This is a genomic window from Frederiksenia canicola, assembly GCF_011455495.1.
GTDB classification, from domain to species: domain Bacteria; phylum Pseudomonadota; class Gammaproteobacteria; order Enterobacterales; family Pasteurellaceae; genus Frederiksenia; species Frederiksenia canicola.
Genome location: NZ_CP015029.1, coordinates 1723790 through 1736211 on the forward strand (window position 1 = coordinate 1723790; position 12422 = coordinate 1736211).

Below are 12422 nucleotides of genomic sequence, written 5' to 3' on the forward strand. Positions count from 1 at the left end.
CTTATGCCCCTATCCCAACGTTAGCCCATAAGCGGCGGAGAGAGAAATATAAGCTATATTTTTCTCACAAACACGGGCACAAATTCACTTTGTGTGTGTTGTGCAAGGCGTTTTTTAATCACCCAAAAAGTCGTCGCAGTGCAAATCAGCATCAATAACGCCACGATCAATTCATTTTCAATCCATTGGGAAAACAACAAACTGCTGGCAATTACCACTAACAATGGCAATAAATAAAGCCAAAACACACTGACTAACAAGCTGCGTTCCGCTAAGCCTAATTCAATGCGATCACCTGCAGTCAAAGGCTGATCAACCTTTAATTCAAACTGTGGGGCAAATTTTTCGCCCGCTAAAGCGGAAAGCGATTTTGTGCCGCAACTTGCCTGCCCAGCACAACCGCCGCAGCCACTTTTGGCTTGGCATTGCACTGTTGCTACACCCTTGTGGTAGGTAATTACCGTAGCTTGTTCGATCATCATTGCTGCGATTTTCCTTCTTCAACAAGCGGTCGGTTTTGCGGATTATTTTGCAACTGCTTGATTTCTTGTACGATATGGCTTGCTGATACCAACGGGATTTCACCCACAATCACGACATCTTTATCGCCGATGGTTTGGCTGTAAATGCTGGTTTTACCTTGTCGCCAGAACTGTTCATTAAAAATCAAACCTTTATTCTGCACTAAGTAAACCGTAAAGGAAAACAAGCCATCGCTATACAATTGGCTCTCAATCTCTTCGTCTCCCATCAACAATTCAGATAACCGTTGTCGCCCGACGGCTAAGGGCTGAAAGCCTGTTGGCACCCAAGCGGGTTCCCAGCTTAGTTGAGATTGTTCAGCACGCTGTCTCGGTTGAATCAGCGTAGGGAGAATCAATGAACTAATCGGCTCAACAATATTGAGCAACTGTTCATCCACACTGTTCTGAACGACTCTAAATTGTTCTAAAGTATTGCGATCACGATCAAGCAAATCACTTCTAAGTAGCAAATGAGTCTCTTCGTCGATCCAAAGTTCATATTGATAGCGGAAATCGTCCCGCGGCATAATACGAATAATGCGAGCAATACGATCTGCTGTACGAGTTCGCCCCGCATCCATAAAGTGATAATTTTTGAGTTGGTTAAAATCGGTGTAAAGCACATTTGGCAGATCATCTAAAATGTGCGAACTAGGTAGGCTAAATGGCTGAAATTCGCCAAAGTAACTAACATTATTATCACGTAAAATTATTTCTTCACGAGCATTATCCAGTCGTAAAAGTTGGGCAAATTCCTTGCCTTGATAATATGCATGGCGATAGCGGAGCAGCTCAACATCCTCTCCTTGCTGAATAATATACAACTGCTCATAGTTGAGTTTTCGATGTGCTTCAGTCATGGCATTTAAATAAGCCAGCGGGCTATCCAATGAAACCGCCCAACTCGAAGGGAGAAAAAGCCATAAGACTAAAGTGAAATAAATAGATTTTTTCATGGTATTGACGTTTTTTAACAAGCGGGCGGATTGTAACAAATTTTTACAAAAATACCGAACAAACTGATGGCTTGTTTACACATTACCAGCAAGAAAAACAGCGTCCGTACCCCCAGAAGCCATAATCTCGTGCGACGTCATATTGCAATCGGCGGATTTCTTCTTGGTTTTTATAGTTTTGCCACGCTAATTTGTAGCAGGCTTGGAACATTGGATTGTTCACTTTTTCGGCATAACGATATTCAAAGTCTTTTTGTGCTTTATCATTTCTAACCGTTAAAGGTGGGTTAAATTGTTGGTACATTAAATCTGCCGTCTCTACATCGCATTGCTTGGCAAGTGCTATTTGCAGGGCTTGCTCCGCACGCACTCGTTTGGCTTCTCTAGCGGCATATTGTTCGGGTGTTAAGGCACAAGCGGTCAGATTAACGAGACAAATTGCAATTAGTAGTCGTTTCATTGGACTTCTCCTATTTTATCTAAAATTTGTTGAGCAAGATTGGCATCTAAGACATCAATTCGGCGATCTTGTTCGCCATTATTACCCATTGCTGCAGGGCTGTTGGTTTGCATTTCGCTAATACGGAAGCCTTTCGCTGAAAAGTGAATTTCAGGCACGCAGGTTTGGTGGAGAATCGCCTGTACATTGTGCGGATTCACCCCGCACCCCGCCATAATTTGAATGCGATTATCTGCTTGTTGCACTAAACTTTGCAACATTGCAATGCCATCAAACGCTGTTTTGGCTTGCCCTGAAGTCAAAATGCGATGGCAGCCAAGATCGATAAGCTGTTCCAAGGCAATATGTGGATTGCGGCACAAATCGAAAGCACGATGAAAAGTGACCTGCATTCCATCCGCTTGCTGAATAAAACGTGTCGTGGTAGGGAGATCAATATCTCCCGCTGGCGTTAAAGCCCCAATGACGATATGTTGCACGCCAAGGCTTTTCACTAATTCAATTTCCGCCAACATAGCTTGGACTTCACTTTCGCTGAATATAAAATCCCCAGCTCGCCCCCGTACCATCACCGCAAGGGGAACTGTTGAAATCCTCACCGCTTGTTTCAGTAGCCCATAATTCACGCTCAACCCACCCAACGCTAAGGCTGAACAAAGCTCAATGCGGTCAATTGGCAACTGGTTAGCGGTGATGACCGACTCTACATTATCGACACAAATTTCAATTTTTGGCATAGGATATTCCTGTTGCTACGTAATCATCACACTCTCCCGTAAGCAGGCGAGAGGTTCATATTACCTTCATTTGTTGATCAATGTCTTCCCCGTATTCGCAAACCACTGCCGCCATAGCTTTTGTACGATCTGCCGCTCGGCAACAAACTCGCTGGCACTCACAATCGGTTCTTGGTTGAGCAAATTCAAGTGATGAATTTGGTTACGCAACGTAATGTAAGCATTTTTCAGTGCTTCACCCTCCACCACAGGTAAAACACCACATGCCATTGCACTGTCGAAAATACGGACATTATCCGACCAAATCGCCATTTGCGGATAGGCGTTGGCATGGTTTAGCACCAAAAATTGAGCCATAAATTCGATATCGGTAATACCACCTTGGTCAGTTTTAAGATGAAATTGTTCGGGGTTGTGTTGGCTCAAATGAACGTACATTTTCTCCCGCATTTTGCAAATTTCTTCAGCTAACTGACCGCTTGTGCGGGGCATTTCAAGGGTGTCTCGGCGGATTTTTTCGAATTTTTCCCGCAATTCAGGGCTGCCATAAACTGCTCTAGCACGCACAAGGGCTTGAGATTCCCAGGTCCACGCCTCATTTTGTTGATACTGTTCGTAAGCGTTGAACGTGCTAACTAACAAGCCCGCTTCACCAGACGGTCTTAGCCGCATATCCACGTCATACAGCACACCTGCACTGGTATTCAGGTTGAAAATGCCGTTAATTTTTTGTGCTAATTTGAGATAAAATTGATGGCTAGAAATCGACTTTTTACCGCCAACCGTTTCGCTCTGTTCAGGGGCATTGTGCAGGAAAACCAAATCCAGATCGGAATTGTAGCCAAGTTCGATCCCACCCAATTTGCCATAACCGATTACCACAAAATCCGGCTTTCCGTCAGTCAAATGTTCGGGTTGGCCAAAACGGGCGACAACCTGTTTCCACGCCAAATTGACCACCGCACCGATAATCGCTTCTGCCAGGTAGGTGAGATGATCGCTGACTTTCATCACGGGTAACACGTCTAAAATATCGGCCGCGGCAATGTGCAACATTTGGCTCTGTTTGAACTGGCGAAGCCCGTCAATCAAAGCTTCTTCATCATCCTCTGGGATCCGCATTAAATATTCTTGCAACACATTGGGATATTGATCAAGAGGAACCACTTCACACACACGGCTGGTCATTAGCTCATCCAGCAACATCGGGTGACGGGCTATTTGCTCGGCAATCATCATCGACTTACCACACAAATTCAGCAACTGCGGCAAAATTTGCTCTTTTTCGAGCAGCAACTCCAAATAGGTAGTGCGAGTGGTAATTTTATCGACAATATTCAGCACCCTCGGCAGCAACAAGAGATAATTCGACTGACGGAAAACTTGATCAGCTATTTGTGGCAACAATTTTCGCAACACCTCTCGCCCACGCACACCAATTGGGCGTTTTAGCCACTCTTGGAAAGTATTGGAGAACAGGGTAAAAATCGCTGCTTCATCACCCGCTTGTACAGGGTAATTCTGCAAGCACACCGCCAGTTCTTCTGGTGTAATTTGGTAATTCAACACATCTCGCCACATGGCTAATTGTGGGCTCTCTGGTGTTTCACTTTCCTTAGCATCATCGCCAATCAACTCATTAAACACCGCTCGCACCTTGGCTTGATGTTCCGCCAGTTCCACTAAAAACGCTTGCCAGCTGTTACAATGATTGGCTGTAGCCAGTCGCAACCGATCCGTTTCATGGCTTGGCAATGTTTGAGTTTGTTGATCATCAATCGCTTGCAACACATTTTCGGTATGGCGTAAAAAAAGATAAGCCGCCCGTAGCTGTTCGACTTGCGTTTCGCTTAACAAATTCAGCGAAGCCAATTGTGGCAGCACCATTAACAAACTGCGTTGCTGCAGAATGTTATCCCGTCCGCCTCGCATCAGTTGGAAAGTTTGTACAATAAATTCAATTTCACGAATGCCGCCCGCTCCGAGTTTGATATTGTCAGTAAGCCCCCGTCGTAGCACTTCTCGGCTGATTTTCTGCTTCATTTCCCGCAAGGATTGAATGGCACTAAAATCGAGATAACGGCGATAAATGAAAGGTCGCAGTAACGATCGCAAATATTTATGGTGAGGGTTTTGCGGATCTTCACCGAGAATTTTAGCTTTGATCATCGCATAGCGTTCCCAATCACGCCCTTGCTCTTGGTAATAGGCTTCCATTGCATCAAAACTCAGTACTAACGCCCCACTGTCGCCAAAAGGGCGAAGTCGCATATCGGTACGATAAACAAAGCCATCGACGGTAATTTCGTCCAAAGCTCGAATCAGCCGCTGCCCTAAACGAGTAAAGAACTTACTGTTTTCTATCGGCTTTCTTGCCCCCACGGTTTCGCCCACATCGGCATAGGTGAAAATCAGATCGATGTCAGACGAAAAATTCAGCTCCCGCCCACCTAGTTTACCCATTCCTAAAATCAACAACGGTTGCGGCTCACCTTGTGCATTGACGGGTGTGCCATATTCCCCACAAAGTCGCTGATAAAGCCAATCCCGAGCCGATAAAATCACGCTTTCCGCCAAATCTGATAGCCGTTCAAAAATCTGTTGCGGCGTAGCGAGATCGTTAGATTGCAGAAAACTCAATATTGCCATTTCCCGATGCCGAAACTGACGTAACGCCCGCTGCAATTCCTCTTCACTTTCTACCGCCGCAAGCACTGCTTGTAAACGTGCTAAATAGTGATCGCAATCCACAATCGACGGCGTTTTTTCCAACCATTGTTGCAGTAAATCAGGTTGTTTTGCTAATTGTTTGGCAACGAAATCGGACATTGCTATTGCTTTCACAAGCGGTGGGATTTGGGGGGAATTTTGCAAATCGGCAGAAAGGGAATGCGTTTGCAGCAGATGCGAAAGTGTTTGCTGAGATTGAGTAAGCAGGGATTGCATAAGGGCTCCGATAGTAAAGGAAGGGGCATTTGCAAAATTTTTTTGGAAACTGACCGCTTGCAAGCCCCTTACCCTCTCGCAAGCTCAAAAATCCCCCGCGAATGCGGGGGGAGAATGTTAAAACACTTTCTTAAATGGTTTGACGATCACCTCACCATAAACGCCTGCCTCAACATACGGGTCTTGGCTTGCCCACTGTTTTGCCGCTTCAAGGCTGTCGAATGTTGCAATGACCGTTGAACCAGTAAAACCCGCTTCACCGGGGTTTTCATCGTCAATCGCTGGGTTTGGACCTGCGGTAAGAAGACGATCTTCTGCTTGTAACTGTTTTAAACGCTCAAGGTGTTTTTCACGCACAGCAAGACGTTTTTCAAGGGTGTTGGGAATATCTTGGGCAAAAATGACATAGTACATATGTGACTCCTTATACTTGAAGTTCCGCTAAAATAGCATCTAATTCGGGGTTGTTTTCACGAGGAATTGGGCGTGGGCGTCCGTTTTTGTCAATCGCCACAAAAGTGAATAACGCTTCGGTTACACAGAAACGCTCTTTGCCACCATCGGCAACTTTTTTAATCCAAACTTCGACTTTAACTTGTAAAGAAGTGCGTCCCACTTTGGTACATTTACCATAGCAGCAAACGACATCGCCCACTGAAACAGGGCGTAAAAATGCCATGCTATCTACCGAAACGGTAACAACACGTCCGTGGGCAAGTTCTTTGGCTAAAATTGCGCCGCCCATATCCATTTGCGACATAATCCAACCGCCGAAAATATCACCATTGGCATTCGTGTCGGATGGCATTGCTAAAGTGCGTAAAATCAATGAGCCTGACGGACTGCGTGGCTCTACTTTATTTTCCATTCGTTTCCTCTTGTTGTTTCAAGTGTGGGTAGAGATAAAATCCCGTGGCGATGACGGCAGCTAAGCTTAATCCGGTTAAACCGAAGACTTTGAAGTTTGTCCACGCATCATCAGAGAAGAATTGGCTGATGACGATGTTGATCGCCATACAAATCAAAAAGAAAATCGCCCAGCCGAGATTGAGCTTTGTCCAAACGTTTTCAGGTAATTTCAGCTCTTTGCCGAGCAACATTTGAATAAGTGGTTTGTGGAATACAAATTGGCTGACGAGCAACACCACAGCGAAAAACGCATTGATGATGGTGACTTTCCATTTGAGAAAGGCAAGATCGTTGAAATAAGCGGTTAATAATCCGAAGAAAACGACGGATACCCCCACAATCCATTGCGATTTTTCAATGCGTTTATAAAGCACTTGTAACGCGACGAACTGGACGATAGTTGCCACGACTAACACTAGCGCAGCCTCTTGCACCCCATAGGTTTTGTAAACAATAAAAAAAAGAATAAGTGGCATAAATTCAAGTAATTGCTTCATTACAAACTCCGAGGCAATGAACGGAAAACCTGATAAAAACGGAAGCCAAAAATGACTAAAAATAAAGTTAATGCTGCACCAAAAACTTGCGAAATGAACAAACCGATTTCGCCACCGACCAGATTAGCAATAACACTGCTCAATAGGCTTGGCACTAGGTAGCTTAACACACAAAACAGGAACAAAATTCGCATTTTATCTCGGCTGAGTTCCCACACAAATTTAATGCTTTCACCCATTTTTTTCTGTGGCTCTTCGACTAAATACACATAAATCACCAAACAAAGTTTAACAAAAATGAAAATTCCAACGATCATCAACGGAATCATCATAATGGATAAACTGCTCCCTTGAACTGCCACACCGCCTAACGCCACACTAAACGAGAGCGGCATGACCATTAATAAAGTCAGGACCAATACCGCAAAAAAGTATTTCCCCACCCCGCTAAGATGTTGGAAGAAATGGTGATAATTGCCGTTGTTGATCGATTTGATATTTAAAATAATCAAAATATTGATAAACACACTGATCAGCCCCTGTATCACGGCGGGCATCAGCTGGGCTTGTAATACTTTTTCAACCATATCGGGCGATTGCAATTCTGCTGAAGAAAGTTGTGTCTGAGGCAATAAATAAAGCGTGGCGAGTTGTAAAATTAACAATAATAGAATGGCAAATAGACTAAATTGATACTGGTTTCGCATAAAATTCCAGCTATCTTGCAATAACTGAACAAAATTAATCGGCATTGAATTATCCTTTCATAGAACAAAAAATCCGTAAAAGTATAGCAACTGTTACTTAATTTCGCTATTGTAGATTTTTGTCAGTTCGTTACAATGCAGAAAAATTTTGTATGGTAGGAAAAACGATGTACAACACGCTGCAAGCGGGACAACACTATCTCAATACCTTCCCTAATCAGAAAAAACTTAATCTGTTTTTGCCTGATTATCGCTTAATACGTTTAGTCAAGTTTTCCGCAAAAGTAATGCCTGCTTTTGCTTGTTTTGCTGTTATTTGGCAATACTTCTTTTCCGATCCAGAACAAGCGATCACGGCGAATTCGACACTCACCGCATTATTTGCACTTAGCATTCCATTTCAAGGACTTTATTGGCTAGGTAGACGGGCAAAATCACCGCTTCCGCTTTCATTATTAGAATGGTATGAAACTCTCCGCCAAAAATTGATTAGCGAACAGCATAATATCGCCGATCAAGCGGTGCCTTCCTATCAAGATTTTGCAAATTTATTGCAACTTGCCGAAAAAACGTGGGGCGATCAATATTTTGATGAGCTTTAACAAGTGGTCAGATTTTCAGAAAAATTTACGCAGCAATCACTAAAGACAAGCCAAGTGGTGACAGCAGTTTTTGTTCTTCTTTCAGATCGTCTAAGATCAGTGGATTTTCACTTAAGAACGTATCGTTAAAAGCCAATGTCCAATTTGTCGATTCGGTTGTGAGCGAAAGAGATGTTGGTAGTGCCGTTGCTTGACGAGATCGGTTTAACAGCACCGACAAACGAAATAGTCGTAGCAATGTGAGAATATCACGATGTTGGAAACGGGTTGTGCCTCGTAGTTCGCTCTTCTTAAATCCATTTAAATGGAATCTCATCAGCAAGGCGAGTAAATGCTGCTGTTCAGGGTCAAAACCCGGCAGATCGCTGTTGGCAATGATATACGCAGAATGGCGATGAACCCCTTTATGGTTAATACTGATGCCCACTTCATGTAATAATGCCGCCCACATTAACAATGAACGCAACTCTTTGATTTGACGTTTATTTTTCCACGTATGCACTTGTTCAAACAGACGTAATGCGGTTTGCTTCACTCGTTGTGCTTGCTGTTGATCAATATCATATTGTTCGGCAAGAGCTTCTGCCGTACGTTGGCGAATATCCCCCACTTGGAAACGCTGTTCCCAACCGTACATCACACCTTCACGCAATGCTCCGTCAGAATATCGCATAGATTGAATATGAAAAGTATGAAATAACGCTAATAGAATGGCGATTCCCGGCACCAACACATCTGCTCGTTCTTCTAGTAAACCTTTTAACTGAATATGCTTTAAATTGCTAAATTGTAAACAGTTTTCTAAGAGAGATTGTAAGCGTGCTTCGGTAATCACACCGTCATAACCGTTAGCCGTTAGCACCTTGCTGACGGTTTTAATCGTGCCTGATGAACCAAATACGTATTTCCACCCCAGTTTGCGATATTCCCAACCGAGATCTTCAATCTTTTCCATGGCGGTACGATAAGCGGAATCAAATCGTTCACGGGTGAGTTCACCATTCGGGAAAAAGCGTTTCGCAAAGCTAACACAGCCCATATGGCGGCTTTCTGCACGAATCGGGGTAAATCCTTCGCCAATCGACATTTCAGTGGAGCCGCCGCCAATATCCACTACAAATTTTTGCCCTTTTTGAGCCTGAGTATGACTCACTCCGGCGTAAATTAAACGAGCTTCTTCTTGCCCAGTAATAATTTGAATCGGAAATGGGAACACTTTTTCTGCTTGTGCGAGAAATTCACCATTATTGACCGCTCTACGTAAGGTGTAAGTGCCAACAACTTTGACATTTTCAGGTGAGAACCCTTTTAATCGCTTGGCAAATAAACCTAAACATGCAATACCACGATCAATTGCTTCTTGGCTTAACAGGTTATTTTCATCTAAACCTTCTGCTAGGCGAACTCGTCTTTTCAAGCGAGAAAGTACTTGAATGGAGCCATTCACAATACGAGCCACAATCATATGAAAGCTGTTCGATCCTAAATCGATCGCCGCAAATTCACGGGGGGTGTTAAATTCAGATGACATGGTGGCTCCTTCGGTTACAAGCGGTCAGTTTGTGAGAAAATATTGCAAATTATTGCACGCCTTGCAAAATGCGATCAGCAAATTTACCAATACTCACGGCAAAATTATTGGATTTATTCCAATCTAAAATCGTACGGAAATTATTCGACACTAAAAAGGCTCTACCTGCTTCTTTATCAGGGCGAACCAGCCAGAGTTTTGCATTGTGTAGTGCATGCCATTTCTCTGTTTCTCGACCATTCGGATAAGCAATATAAACACCTAAGGCTTGCCATTGTGCTAAATTTTTCGCTTTATTGGCGTCAATGCCTGAGAAAACTAAATCGATGGGTTGCGAAAGTTTGACTTCCACGCCCCAAGGCAGTTTATCATCCCATCCCACCGTAGAAAGATAAGACGCAATCGAGGCAAAAGCGTCATATTGATTTGTCCAAATATCTTTCTTACCGTCGTTATCACCATCTGCTGCATATTTTAGATAGGACGTTGGCATAAATTGCGTTTGCCCCATTGCCCCTGCCCAGGATCCTTTCATCTCACCGCGAGTTAAAGTACCGTTTTGCAGCATTTTCATTGCATTGACAAACTCTTGTGTGAACAATTTTTCCCGACGACCGTCGAAAGCGAGAGTCGCAAGAACTGACAGGACATCAAAATTACCTTGGTAACGTCCAAAACTACTTTCCATCCCCCATAACGCCATTATGTACTCTTTCTGTACACCATATTGCTGGCTGGCTTTAGTTAATTGCGGTTGATATTCCCACCAGCGTTCCACCGCAGCATTCACCTTGGCTTGCGTAAGCACTTTATTTAAATAGTTTGTAACACCATGTGGATTCGGTGGGGGTGGCGGTAAATTGGGATCACGTTTGCGAGCAGCTTGTTTCTGGTCCAGTTCAATCGCTCGTGCAACATATTGAATTCCCATATGTGCGTTCAACGTATTATCGGAAACACCTGCCCCAGCCGCTTTCTTTTTCAGGAAAACGACATAATCATTAAAATGGTGATATGAACGCTCTTTCTGATAAGTCGCATCCATTGGTACAGCCGTATAGTGAGTATTCTCTGCACAACTAGCCAACATCAGTACCACAAGCGGTAATATTTTTGCCATTTTTTTCATGCGTTCTACTCTTATTTATTATTCGAATAATTGACCATTCGATTCGGTCTAATCACATTATTGGGGTCAATTTCTGCTACCCCTAAAAAGCGTTTTTGATTAGAAAAAAGTCTGACTAGCCCGTGATATTTTTCAGGATTATCAAATTTTACCCGCTGCCCAAAACCAACCGCTTTAGTTTGTTGTTCATCAAGCGGTAAAGCAGGCAAATTTGCCACGGCCGTATCCATTGGTAGCAGCAACTCATCAAGTTCTGCAAGCGGTCGGTTTACGGCAAAATTTTGCAAATCGGCAAACGTCATCATTCTCTCAACAGGATATTGTGCCACCGCTAAGCGTCTAAGCATGGTAACATGAGCCCCACAGCCGAGCAGCTCGCCTAAATCATCCACCAAGGTGCGAATGTAAGTGCCTTTTGAGCAATGCACTTCAAGGGTTAAAAAGGGGGCTTGATAAGCGATGAATTTCAGTTCGAAAATGGTAATTGGGCGGGCTTCACGCTCAACGGTAATGCCTTGGCGAGCGTATTCATATAAGGGTTTACCGTTGTGTTTCAATGCGGAAAACATGGTAGGGACTTGCAAAATATCACCACGAAAATTGTCCAACGCCGTCAGAATCTCGGTAGTACCTACATTCACTTCACGCTCTTGCACCACTTGCCCGTCAGCATCAGAGGTATCTGTTCGCTCACCCAATTTTGCCGTAACTAAATAACGTTTGTCGGCATCTAGCAAAAACTGCGAAAACTTCGTCGCCTCACCAAGGCAAATTGGCAACATCCCCGTCGCCAGCGGATCTAACGCTCCCGTATGCCCCGCTTTGTTCGCATTAAACAGGCGTTTGACTTTTTGCATAATATCGTTAGAACTCATGCCTTGCGGCTTATCTAACAAAAAAATGCCATCAATATCTCGCCCTTTTTTGCGTGGTCTGCCCATTATTCGTTCTCGCTATCGGCAACGTGGCGGGCCTCATCATTGCGAATGGTTTGGGTCACTAAATTCGACATCCGCATCCCTTCCACTAACGACTGGTCATACATAAATTTCAACTCTGGCACAATGCGTAATCGCATCGCCTTACCAAGCAGTGAGCGAATGTATGGTGTGGCTTTTTCTAAGCCTTGCAACCCTGCTTTCACTGCGTCAGGATCGCTATCAAACAAAAAAGTGACAAACACTTTTGCATAAGCTAAATCACGGCTGATTTCCACATCAGATACCGTCACCATGCCAATACGAGGATCTTTGACTTCACGCTGTAAAATCACCGCAATTTCTTTTTGTAACTCTTGTGCCACACGGTCGGCACGGCTAAATTCTCTTGCCATTTTAGGTTCTCATTCTATACGCCAAATAAAGTGGTCAATTATAACAAAGATTTATGAGAAATTCTGCCTTATCACCAAGAAAGTAGGAAAT

General features: G+C 43.8%; 14 protein-coding genes. 1 reads left to right on the forward strand and 13 read right to left on the reverse strand.

Annotated features, from left to right (window positions below; translation table 11 throughout):
• Window positions 1-53: 53 nt before the first annotated feature.
• The 9 genes from A4G17_RS08365 to A4G17_RS08405 all read right to left on the reverse strand — a co-directional run bounded on the left by A4G17_RS08365 (window position 54) and on the right by A4G17_RS08405 (window position 7781).
• Window positions 54-482 (reverse strand): SoxR reducing system RseC family protein, encoded by a 429-nt coding sequence (locus A4G17_RS08365; RefSeq protein WP_123956039.1) that lies wholly within the window; start codon window positions 480-482, stop codon window positions 54-56.
• A complete protein-coding gene (locus tag A4G17_RS08370) occupies window positions 479-1480 on the reverse strand; it encodes a MucB/RseB C-terminal domain-containing protein (RefSeq protein WP_123956038.1) in 1002 nt (333 codons plus the stop codon). The genes A4G17_RS08365 and A4G17_RS08370 overlap by 4 nt, the downstream gene beginning before the upstream one ends.
• A gap of 82 nt (window positions 1481-1562) precedes the next feature.
• Window positions 1563-1940 (reverse strand): hypothetical protein, encoded by a 378-nt coding sequence (locus A4G17_RS08375; RefSeq protein ID WP_123956037.1) that lies wholly within the window; start codon window positions 1938-1940, stop codon window positions 1563-1565.
• Window positions 1937-2677: a copper homeostasis protein CutC gene (locus tag A4G17_RS08380; RefSeq protein WP_123956036.1), complete on the reverse strand. Its 741-nt coding sequence runs from the start codon at window positions 2675-2677 to the stop codon at window positions 1937-1939. Before A4G17_RS08380 ends, A4G17_RS08375 begins: the two co-directional genes overlap by 4 nt.
• Window positions 2678-2743: 66 nt before the next feature.
• On the reverse strand, window positions 2744-5623 hold the full coding sequence (gene glnE, locus A4G17_RS08385; protein ID WP_123956035.1) for a bifunctional [glutamate--ammonia ligase]-adenylyl-L-tyrosine phosphorylase/[glutamate--ammonia-ligase] adenylyltransferase: 2880 nt from the start codon (window positions 5621-5623) through the stop codon (window positions 2744-2746).
• 117 nt (window positions 5624-5740) lie between these two features.
• Window positions 5741-6037, reverse strand: a complete 297-nt coding sequence (locus tag A4G17_RS08390) for a YciI family protein (protein ID WP_123956034.1) — start codon at window positions 6035-6037, stop codon at window positions 5741-5743.
• A 10-nt stretch (window positions 6038-6047) separates the two neighbouring features.
• Window positions 6048-6491: an acyl-CoA thioester hydrolase YciA gene (yciA, locus tag A4G17_RS08395; RefSeq protein WP_123956033.1), complete on the reverse strand. Its 444-nt coding sequence runs from the start codon at window positions 6489-6491 to the stop codon at window positions 6048-6050.
• On the reverse strand, window positions 6481-7029 hold the full coding sequence (locus A4G17_RS08400; RefSeq protein ID WP_123956032.1) for a septation protein A: 549 nt from the start codon (window positions 7027-7029) through the stop codon (window positions 6481-6483). Before A4G17_RS08400 ends, yciA begins: the two co-directional genes overlap by 11 nt.
• On the reverse strand, window positions 7029-7781 hold the full coding sequence (locus A4G17_RS08405) for a hypothetical protein (protein WP_123956031.1): 753 nt from the start codon (window positions 7779-7781) through the stop codon (window positions 7029-7031). Before A4G17_RS08405 ends, A4G17_RS08400 begins: the two co-directional genes overlap by 1 nt.
• Before the next feature lie 122 nt (window positions 7782-7903).
• Here A4G17_RS08405 and yfbV point away from each other — a divergent pair, with 122 nt between their 5' ends.
• Window positions 7904-8338 (forward strand): terminus macrodomain insulation protein YfbV, encoded by a 435-nt coding sequence (yfbV, locus tag A4G17_RS08410; protein WP_123956030.1) that lies wholly within the window; start codon window positions 7904-7906, stop codon window positions 8336-8338.
• 25 nt (window positions 8339-8363) lie between these two features.
• Here yfbV and ppx read toward each other — a convergent pair whose 3' ends face one another.
• Genes ppx through rbfA form a run of 4 tightly spaced genes read right to left on the reverse strand, consistent with a single transcriptional unit; the run spans window position 8364 to window position 12331 of the window.
• Window positions 8364-9869, reverse strand: coding sequence for an exopolyphosphatase (ppx, locus tag A4G17_RS08415; RefSeq protein WP_123956029.1), 1506 nt, complete (start codon window positions 9867-9869; stop codon window positions 8364-8366).
• A gap of 49 nt (window positions 9870-9918) precedes the next feature.
• Window positions 9919-10998, reverse strand: coding sequence for a lytic murein transglycosylase (locus A4G17_RS08420; protein ID WP_123956028.1), 1080 nt, complete (start codon window positions 10996-10998; stop codon window positions 9919-9921).
• 11 nt (window positions 10999-11009) lie between these two features.
• On the reverse strand, window positions 11010-11939 hold the full coding sequence (gene truB / locus A4G17_RS08425; protein WP_123956027.1) for a tRNA pseudouridine(55) synthase TruB: 930 nt from the start codon (window positions 11937-11939) through the stop codon (window positions 11010-11012).
• Window positions 11939-12331: a 30S ribosome-binding factor RbfA gene (gene rbfA, locus A4G17_RS08430; RefSeq protein ID WP_123956026.1), complete on the reverse strand. Its 393-nt coding sequence runs from the start codon at window positions 12329-12331 to the stop codon at window positions 11939-11941. The genes truB and rbfA overlap by 1 nt, the downstream gene beginning before the upstream one ends.
• Between the last annotated feature and the right edge of the window lie 91 nt (window positions 12332-12422).

Bases quoted from the DNA above. Each gene is read 5' to 3' on its own strand.
- ppx (WP_123956029.1), bottom strand. From the start codon at position 9,869: ATGTCATCTGAATTTAACACCCCCCGTGAATTTGCGGCGATCGATTTA.
- yciA (WP_123956033.1), bottom strand. From the start codon at position 6,491: ATGGAAAATAAAGTAGAGCCACGCAGTCCGTCAGGCTCATTGATTTTA.
- A4G17_RS08370 (WP_123956038.1), bottom strand. From the start codon at position 1,480: ATGAAAAAATCTATTTATTTCACTTTAGTCTTATGGCTTTTTCTCCCT.
- A4G17_RS08365 (WP_123956039.1), bottom strand. From the start codon at position 482: ATGATGATCGAACAAGCTACGGTAATTACCTACCACAAGGGTGTAGCA.
- A4G17_RS08420 (WP_123956028.1), bottom strand. From the start codon at position 10,998: ATGAAAAAAATGGCAAAAATATTACCGCTTGTGGTACTGATGTTGGCT.
- A4G17_RS08405 (WP_123956031.1), bottom strand. From the start codon at position 7,781: ATGCCGATTAATTTTGTTCAGTTATTGCAAGATAGCTGGAATTTTATG.
- glnE (WP_123956035.1), bottom strand. From the start codon at position 5,623: ATGCAATCCCTGCTTACTCAATCTCAGCAAACACTTTCGCATCTGCTG.
- A4G17_RS08390 (WP_123956034.1), bottom strand. From the start codon at position 6,037: ATGTACTATGTCATTTTTGCCCAAGATATTCCCAACACCCTTGAAAAA.
- A4G17_RS08400 (WP_123956032.1), bottom strand. From the start codon at position 7,029: ATGAAGCAATTACTTGAATTTATGCCACTTATTCTTTTTTTTATTGTT.
- truB (WP_123956027.1), bottom strand. From the start codon at position 11,939: ATGGGCAGACCACGCAAAAAAGGGCGAGATATTGATGGCATTTTTTTG.
- yfbV (WP_123956030.1), top strand. From the start codon at position 7,904: ATGTACAACACGCTGCAAGCGGGACAACACTATCTCAATACCTTCCCT.
- rbfA (WP_123956026.1), bottom strand. From the start codon at position 12,331: ATGGCAAGAGAATTTAGCCGTGCCGACCGTGTGGCACAAGAGTTACAA.
- A4G17_RS08375 (WP_123956037.1), bottom strand. From the start codon at position 1,940: ATGAAACGACTACTAATTGCAATTTGTCTCGTTAATCTGACCGCTTGT.
- A4G17_RS08380 (WP_123956036.1), bottom strand. From the start codon at position 2,677: ATGCCAAAAATTGAAATTTGTGTCGATAATGTAGAGTCGGTCATCACC.